We start from the raw sequence: 7,441 nt of genomic DNA on the forward strand, positions 1-7,441 counted from the left end.
GCGTCGTCTAAAAGATCCTTGTCGAGTTCATCCAGGCGAAGAACATCCGCCCTGGGGCCCCGGCCAGGGCCCCGGCCGTGGCGGCGGGAACCAGCATGGTCCCCGGGGCCGAGGCGTCGGCGGACAGGCACAGGGCCGGGCCCGAGGTCTGGGACCAGAAGTGGTGGCCGCCCGGGATGTCGCAGGGGGCTACCCCGGCGGGCAGGTTTTCCTCCTGGTCCGACGGGGCCACGCCGCGCCAGGGCGAGGCCGTGAGGCTGACCTTGGTGGTGTCGTCCAGGCCGCAGCGCAGGGGCTCGGCCAGGGTCAGGACCATGCGTCCCGAGGCGGCGGCCGCCGAGTTGGACAGGATGCGGTACTGGTGTCCCTGGCCGGTGGCGGCCGCGACCTGGAGATAGCCGTCCTCGTAGTCGTTCTCGGCGGCCGGGGCCGCGCCCAGGGTCAGGCACAGCACCCGCTCGCCCACGGCGGCGGCCGGGACGTCGAGGCCCACGTGCTGGGGCACGGCGATCTTGGCCATGCTCAGTTTTCCGGCCGGGACGCCGCCCGGGGCGGCCAGGGCGTAGCGAAAGCCCCGGCCGTCGGCCAGGACGCGGCGCGCGCCGAGGATCTCCAGTTTGCGCGGGGACGTCTCCATGACGTCCTGGGAAAAGCACAGCTTCATGGGCTGGGCCATGGTGCGGACCTCCTTTTTCCTTGCCGCCTCACCATCCATGGGCTGGATGATGAGCTCGCGGCGTTGCACTGCTTCATGCCTCCCTCAAAAATGCGGCGGCATTTTCGGGGAAACGCGCCATCAGGACAGGTTGGCGTGGGCGGCGTGGGCCTTGCGGTTGGAGCACACCAGGTTGCCGTGCCACAGGATCTTCATGGTCTTTCCGGCCGGGCCGTCGAGTTCGGTCCACGGCCTGCGGGCGAAGAAGCCGTTTTGGTGGATGGCGAAGCCCAGGTGGTTGGTGTTGACGGCAAAGGCGTGTCCGGCCGGGCAGAAGTCGTCGGCGGCCAGGATCATGCCCTCGAAGACCAGGTGGGTGAATCCGGCCCGGGCGGCCTCGTCGTCGGAGATGAACCGCTGCTGCACCTGGAGGATGCGCGAGATCTTGTTGTAGAGGGCCTCGGTGGTCACGGCCACGTTGGGCTTGCCGTCGCGGCCGTCGGTGATCTTGGCCGCCGAACGCATGTTTTGCAGCACGTCGAGGCCCATGGACGCGGCGTCGTCGAGGGTCACGGCCCGCCAGGGCTTGGAGCCGTCGGCGGCCACCAGCTGGTTCTCGGCGATGCCGCCGTAGGGCGCGTCGGGGTCGCCGCCGGTCAGGGAGCGCAGGCCCGTCAGGGTGGGGGCCTCGTCCCCCCCGGCGCTGTAGAGGGTGGCGGCCAGCCAGTTGGCGCAGGTCTTCTGGGCGGTCTCGATTTTTTGGGTCACGAACTGCACGGCGGCATAGTCCCCGGCGGCCGCGATCTCGTCGGTGAGGTAGACCGTGGCGTTGCCGTAGGCGTGCTTCCATTCGAAAAAGGCGGCGCTGACGCTGGCCCGGTCGTCCGACGACAGGGGATCGGCCCGTGTGAAAAAGCCGCCCTCGGCGTCGGAATAGTTGAGGGGAATGCGGATTTTTTCGCCCCCGGCCGGGCGCTCGAAGATGCCCATGCGCCGGTTCATGAGACAATCCAGCAGAAAGGAACTGGAAAAGTAGATGTCCACGGCCTTGCCGTCGGCGGCCGCGAAATAGTCGTTGGTGACGGCCTCGATTTCCGAAAGATTGAGCGCCATGTGTCGTCCTCCCCTGGATGTCAGTTTCCGGCGGCGGCGCGCCGGGCGGCCAGACGTCTGGCCAGGACCGTGTTCATACCCCCGAACCTGCCCGGCTCGGACAACTCCGGGTCGCCCCCGCGATCCGGGGCCGCGCCCTGGCCCTGGCCCAGGGTGGCGGCCAGCCGTCTGGAGCGCAGGCTTTCCAGGGTCCGTTTCTCGGCTGCCAAGGACGCCTCTTCCAGGCGGGCGGCCACGGCCTCGCGTTCGCGTTCGAGCATGGCCGCGAAATAGGCCCCCACCTCGTCCAGAAGCGGGTTGTCGCGGCGGATGGCCGTGAGCCGCCCGCTGTGTTTGAGTTCGGCGAAGTCCGGATGTCCGGCGGCAAAGGCGGCCTCGGCCTCCAGGCGGTTCGCCGTGTCCAGTTCGTTCCCCAGGCGGGTCAGCCCGTTCTCCACCAGACCCGCCACCTTTTCCTCCAGGCCCCGCAGCAGGCCGTCCCAGGCGGCCCCCGGCGGCCCGTCGGGCGCGACAGGTCCGTCGCCCCTGGGCGAAGCGGCCAAGTCGACCGGGTCGGCCGTGGCGTCCACATCGTTTTGTGCGTCCATGTGTCCCCTGTCCGTTGCGTTGTTTTACGAAAAAGCCCGGGATGGTTTTCCACCCCGGGCCGCGTCCCCGCCATGTCGTTTCCGGCCCGCTTACGGCACGAGGTATCCCCCGCGCCGCAGGCCCTCTTCCAGGGCCGCGCAGGCCCCGGGAAATCCCGCCGTGTTGTCGCGTAGCGCCAGGCGGTGCGCCGCGTCGAGCCGGGCCAGGATCGTGCCGATGTCGTGCAGGGCCTCAATGGCCCGCTGCATGGGCGCGGCCTGGAAAAAGGTTCGGGGCATGGCCTCGGGATGGTCCGCCGCATAGCGGGTGGAGCGGTACCAGCGGTAGGCGTCCACGGCCCGTAAAAACTGCATGTGTCCTCCTTGCGTCCATCCATGCTTCGTCGCGCCGGGCACTACGCAGGGCTCAACCGTCTGGCGGCGAACCGGGCCAGGGCCTCCCGGCGCGCCGTTTCGCAGGCCGCGTAGGCGGCGTCCTGGCGACGGATTCCCTCGCCCGGATCCAGGGGCCGCAGCCGTTCCCCGCGCATCCAGGCCCGGTAGGCGGCCCGGGACGGGTCGGCCAGAAAGGCCTGCACATGGGGGGCCGGGTTGGCCTTGTCCACCACCCGGGTCACGGAGGCGATCCAGTCCGCGTCGGCCCGGTATCCCCGACCCACGGACACAAGCCGCCTCGCCTGGCCGCCGCATCCCGGGCAGGCCGGGTCCGGGCCGTGCGGGGGGCACAGGTCTTCGAAGACCCCCCCGCAGGCGGGGCAGGAAAAGTCGTAAAGCGGCATGGGCGTGTCTCCTGGGGCTGAGGTTGCCGGTTCATCCGGCCTGGACCGGGACCGGAAGCGCACCTCCGACCCGTTTTCCGACCAAGTCCGTGGCGGGCGTTTTCGGGGTGGCCGGGACAAGGCGCGCGGCGGCAGCGTCCGTGGCAGCGTCCGTGGCCGCCTCCGGGGCCGCCTTTTGCGAGGTCGTAGAGGAGGGGGCCGTCGTCCCCTCCAGGCGTCCCAAAAGGGCCTCCCGGCCGGACCAGTCGAGCTTTTCCAGCAGGTCGCGGCGGTCGATGGCCCCCATCTCGTAAAGGGCCAGGGCCTCCTCGCGCTGCTGCACCCGGGACACGGGCATGGTGGACCCGGACACCACCGAGAGCCGGGCCGGAACCCGCAAGAAGGCCCCGCGCACGGGCATGGCCGCCGGGCCGGCGTCCGTGGTGAAGGTGATCCAGCGGTCCTCGCCGTACCAGTTCTGGGCGTGGCTCAAAAACATGCGGCCGCGCTCGCGGATCAGTCTCGAATAGTTGCGGATCTTGCCGCGCATCATGGTCGCGGCCTGCTCTAAAAGGGCGGCGATGGCCTTGTGGGCGATGACCGGCTTGGCGCTCTCCACGGCCTGTTCCAGTTCGTGCGAGCCTGCCACCTGGAGAAATAGCTCCTTGTAGATGCCGAGGACCGTTTCGATGTCCTTGGTGTTGTTGGCGAACTCCAGATAGCGGATGCCGCCTGCGGCGGCCTGGGAGGCGGGATTGATGATCCCCAGGCGGTTGTTGAAGGCCGCGTTGGCCACCCCCGAGTCCCGGGGGTTGATGATCTTGGGCCGGGCGCAACGGTCCTTGTGGTAGGTGAGCTGGGACAGGCACTTGTTGATCTCCATCTGGAGATTCTCCAACTGCTCGAAGTCGGACGCGCCCCACAGGCTGGCCGGATCGGTGACGGAATTGGCCACGATGAAGGGGAACTTGTCGTAGAGGTAGGTCCGGGCCGCCTCATCCGGGCCCAGGTGCGGGTTGACGCAGGGGTTGCCCCGGTCGGAGAGCACCAGGTCGCCGCCGTTGCACACCGTGACGCAGCGGATGCCGCCGGGATAGCGCGGCCGGTCGCCGTCCATGGAGAAGTCGCGCACCCAGCACTCGCAGACCACGGCCTCGTCGTCGGGCAGGCGGCTTTTCCCGGCCAGGCCGAATACCGCCCCGGCCACCTCGCCCGCCCGGGCCAGAAATCCCCGGCGTCCGGCCTCGCCCCGGGCCGCCTCCCGCCGGGGGTCGAGAAGCTCCCCCAAAAGGTCGGCGTCGCTTCGGGCCAGGCGCCCCGTCTCCGGCCAGCGTCGGGCGATCTCCCGCAGGCTTAGGGGTTCGATGTGAAACACGGCCGCCGCGTCCTGCACGTCCAGGCAGCGCGGCGGATAGACCGCGAAGCGGAAGGGATCGACCACCACGGTGCGCACCTCGCCCAGGCCGTATTCCAGGTCCGGGTCGAACACGACCTTTTCCACGGCCACGCCGTAGGTCTCGCCGTGTATGACCGATTTCTCCAGCACAGCCTGCTGTTCCTGTTCGATCCACCAGTGCCGGGCCAGGCGTTCCATGGTCAAAAAGACGTCCGCATCCCCGCCGTCGCCCACCCGGGTGACGTTGAAGGTCGGGCTGTTGTCGGTGAGCGTGTTGACCGTGCGTTGCCGGTGCATGTGCAGGAGATTGGCGCTGGACAGGGGCACGCCGGTCGGGCTGACGCCCTTCCAGGGCCGGTTGCGGCCCAGGCGGTAGAACCTGGCCCACATGTCGTGCAGCCCGGCGTCGGCCTTGTCCCGCACGGCCTGGTGCAGGAGGTCGAAGACCCGGCGGCCCACGGCCCGGGGATCGGCGGCAGGGGGCAGGAGTTGGTCGGGCTGGGCGGGATCAGGCATGGGCCACGCCCCTGGCTTCGGCGGTGCGGCCTGTGCGGCCACGATGGCCAATTCGGCCGCTGTGGCCCGTTTGGCCCGCCCGGCCCGCTAGGCCCGTTCGAGGGGACAGGGGGTTTTCGGCCGTCCCTTCGGCCACGAAATAGCCTTCCGGGGTGAGCAGCCGGTCCCGGCGGCAGGCCTCGGGCCGGTCCATGTCGTGCCCCACGGCCCGTCGCCCGCACAGGGGGCACAGCAGGGCCTCAAACGGGGCGTCCGGGGCAAACGGCGGCGTAAATCCCGGCCCAAGGGGGCCGAACATGGCCCCGGACAGCGGCGCATGCACCGCGCCGGGGTCGCAGGAACCGATATCCGAAAAGCACATCTCGCAGCGCACGATCATGGCGTCCTCCGTGGTGGGGCGGATTGTCCCGCCGTCCATGAATCCCACCAGACCATGGGAAACGGACATGCGCCCGCCCGTGCCTGTCCGCGACGAAAAAAAGCCCGGGATGTCCCGGGCCGGGGTGCGGCATGGTGCAGGATCAAAAAAAACGGCGCGCCGACCGGTTGGGCGGCGCGCCGTGCAGGATGACGTCTTGGGCGGGGGCTTAGGAGGCCAGCAGGCCTTTTAAGACCGCAAAGGCCTCTTCGATGCCCTCGGGCCTGGTCCCTCCGGCCTGGGCCAGATCGGGGCGGCCGCCGCCGCTGCCCTCGATGGGCGCGGACACGGCCTTGATCAGCGCCGGGGCGGTGAACCGGCCATGCAGATCCTTGGTCACGGACAAAATGAGCGCCACCTTGCCGTCCTCCTGGGGGGAGGCCAGGCAGATCACGCCGGAGGGGATCTTGGAGCGCAGGTCGTCCATGGAGTCGCGCAGGGCCTTGATGTTGACCCCGGGAAGCCGGGCCGTGAGCACCTTGATCCCGGCCACCTCGCTGGTCTCGTCCATGAGGCTTTTGCCGCCGCCTGCGGCCAGCTTCCCGGCCATCTGCTCCTTTTCCCTGGTCAAAAGCTTGATGTCGTCAAAAAGCTTTTTGATGCGTCCGGCCATGTCCCCGGGCTTGGTCTTCAGCGCCTTTAAGCCCTGTTCGTATTCGGCCTGCATGGTCCGGACATGCTCCAGGGCGCCCAGGCCGGTCACGGCCTCGATGCGCCGCACCCCGGCCGCCACCCCGGCCTCGGACAGGATCAGGAAGCTTCCGGCTTGGCCGGTGGAGGACAGGTGGGTGCCGCCGCACAACTCCATGGACACCCCCGGCACCTCGATGACCCGCACCTCGTCGCCGTATTTCTCGCCGAAAAGGGCCGTGGCCCCGCGTCCCCGGGCCGCGTCCAGGGACATGGTCTCCCGGGTGACCGGAATGGCCGCCAGGATGGCCGCATTGACCTCGTCCTCGATGCGGCGCGACTCGTCGGCCGACAGGGCGGCCATGTGGGTGAAGTCGAAGCGCAGGCGCTGCGGGGTGACCAGGGAACCGGCCTGGTTGACGTGGCCGCCCAGCACGTTTTTTAAGGCCGCGTGCAAAAGATGGGTGCAGGTATGGTTGCGGGCCGTGGCCAGGCGCGTTTTTTCGTCCACGCGAAGCTCGGCCTCCTGGTCCAGGAGCAGTTCGCCCTTGGCCACGGTCACATGGTGGGCGGTCAGGTCCGTCCCGGCCTTGATGGCGGCCGTGACGGCCGCCTGCCCGGTCAGGGTCTCCACCTGCCCGACATCGCCCGTCTGGCCGCCGGACTCGCCGTAAAAGGGCGTGGTCCCGAACACGGCAAAGCCGGACTGGCCCTCGATCAACCGCTCCACGGCCTGCCCCTCGGCAGAGATCAGCGCCACCACCCGGCTTTGGGCGGCGAGCGTGTCGTAGCCCACAAAACGCGACTTGAGCCCCGATTCGAGCAGCTCCAGGAAGAGCACGGCCGGGTCGGTCTCGCCCGAACCCTTCCAGGCCTTTTTGGCCCGGGCCTTCTGCTCGTCCATGCACGCCTTGTAGGCGGCCTCGTCCACGCTTATGCCGCGCTTTCCGGCCACGTCGTTTATGATGTCCAGGGGAAATCCATAGGTGTCGTACAGCCGGAACGCGGCCGCGCCGGAGAGCACCGCGCCGCCCGTGGCGGCCAGGGCGTCGAGCTCCTCGGAGAGGATGCCCAGGCCCTTGTCCAGGGTGGCGGCGAAGCGTTCCTCCTCCTCGCGCACCACCCGGGCCAGGAACTCCCGGTTGGTGGTCAGTTCCGGATAGGCCTCGCCCATGTGGGTGACCACGGACAAAACCACCTCGAACAAAAAGGCCTTGGACAGGCCCACGAGCTTCCCGAACCGCAGGGCCCGGCGGATCAGGCGGCGCAGCACGTAGCCTCGGCCCTCGTTGGAGGGCAGGATGCCGTCGGCCACCAGAAAGGCCACGGCCCGGGAATGGTCGGCGATGACCCGCAGCGCGGTGTCCG

At 69.3% G+C, this 7,441-nt stretch carries 8 protein-coding genes; all 8 read right to left on the reverse strand.

The annotated features are described in order from the left end of the window. Positions 1–7 precede the first annotated feature (7 nt). The gene (locus V3572_RS02125; protein ID WP_332109320.1) at positions 8–745 is read right to left on the reverse strand and encodes a hypothetical protein; all 738 of its coding nucleotides are present in this window, start codon (positions 743–745) and stop codon (positions 8–10) included. A gap of 51 nt (positions 746–796) precedes the next feature. Further along, positions 797–1,768, reverse strand: coding sequence for a phage major capsid protein (locus tag V3572_RS02130; RefSeq protein ID WP_332109321.1), 972 nt, complete (start codon positions 1,766–1,768; stop codon positions 797–799). Between the two features lie 20 nt (positions 1,769–1,788). Beyond that, positions 1,789–2,355: a hypothetical protein gene (locus tag V3572_RS02135; protein ID WP_332109322.1), complete on the reverse strand. Its 567-nt coding sequence runs from the start codon at positions 2,353–2,355 to the stop codon at positions 1,789–1,791. 90 nt (positions 2,356–2,445) lie between these two features. Beyond that, positions 2,446–2,709, reverse strand: coding sequence for a hypothetical protein (locus V3572_RS02140; protein ID WP_332109323.1), 264 nt, complete (start codon positions 2,707–2,709; stop codon positions 2,446–2,448). Between the two features lie 41 nt (positions 2,710–2,750). Next, positions 2,751–3,134 (reverse strand): zinc ribbon domain-containing protein, encoded by a 384-nt coding sequence (locus V3572_RS02145; protein ID WP_332109324.1) that lies wholly within the window; start codon positions 3,132–3,134, stop codon positions 2,751–2,753. A 31-nt stretch (positions 3,135–3,165) separates the two neighbouring features. Beyond that, positions 3,166–5,025 (reverse strand): hypothetical protein, encoded by a 1,860-nt coding sequence (locus V3572_RS02150; RefSeq protein ID WP_332109325.1) that lies wholly within the window; start codon positions 5,023–5,025, stop codon positions 3,166–3,168. Then, on the reverse strand, positions 5,018–5,473 hold the full coding sequence (locus tag V3572_RS02155) for a hypothetical protein (RefSeq protein WP_332109326.1): 456 nt from the start codon (positions 5,471–5,473) through the stop codon (positions 5,018–5,020). The genes V3572_RS02150 and V3572_RS02155 overlap by 8 nt, the downstream gene beginning before the upstream one ends. A gap of 139 nt (positions 5,474–5,612) precedes the next feature. Then, positions 5,613–7,441, reverse strand: a 1,829-nt coding sequence (gene alaS, locus V3572_RS02160) for an alanine--tRNA ligase (RefSeq protein WP_332109327.1), incomplete at its 5' end; no start/stop codon positions are given.

Origin of the sequence: Desulfolutivibrio sp., from assembly GCF_036584575.1 — a bacterium.
Taxonomy (GTDB): domain Bacteria; phylum Desulfobacterota; class Desulfovibrionia; order Desulfovibrionales; family Desulfovibrionaceae; genus Desulfolutivibrio.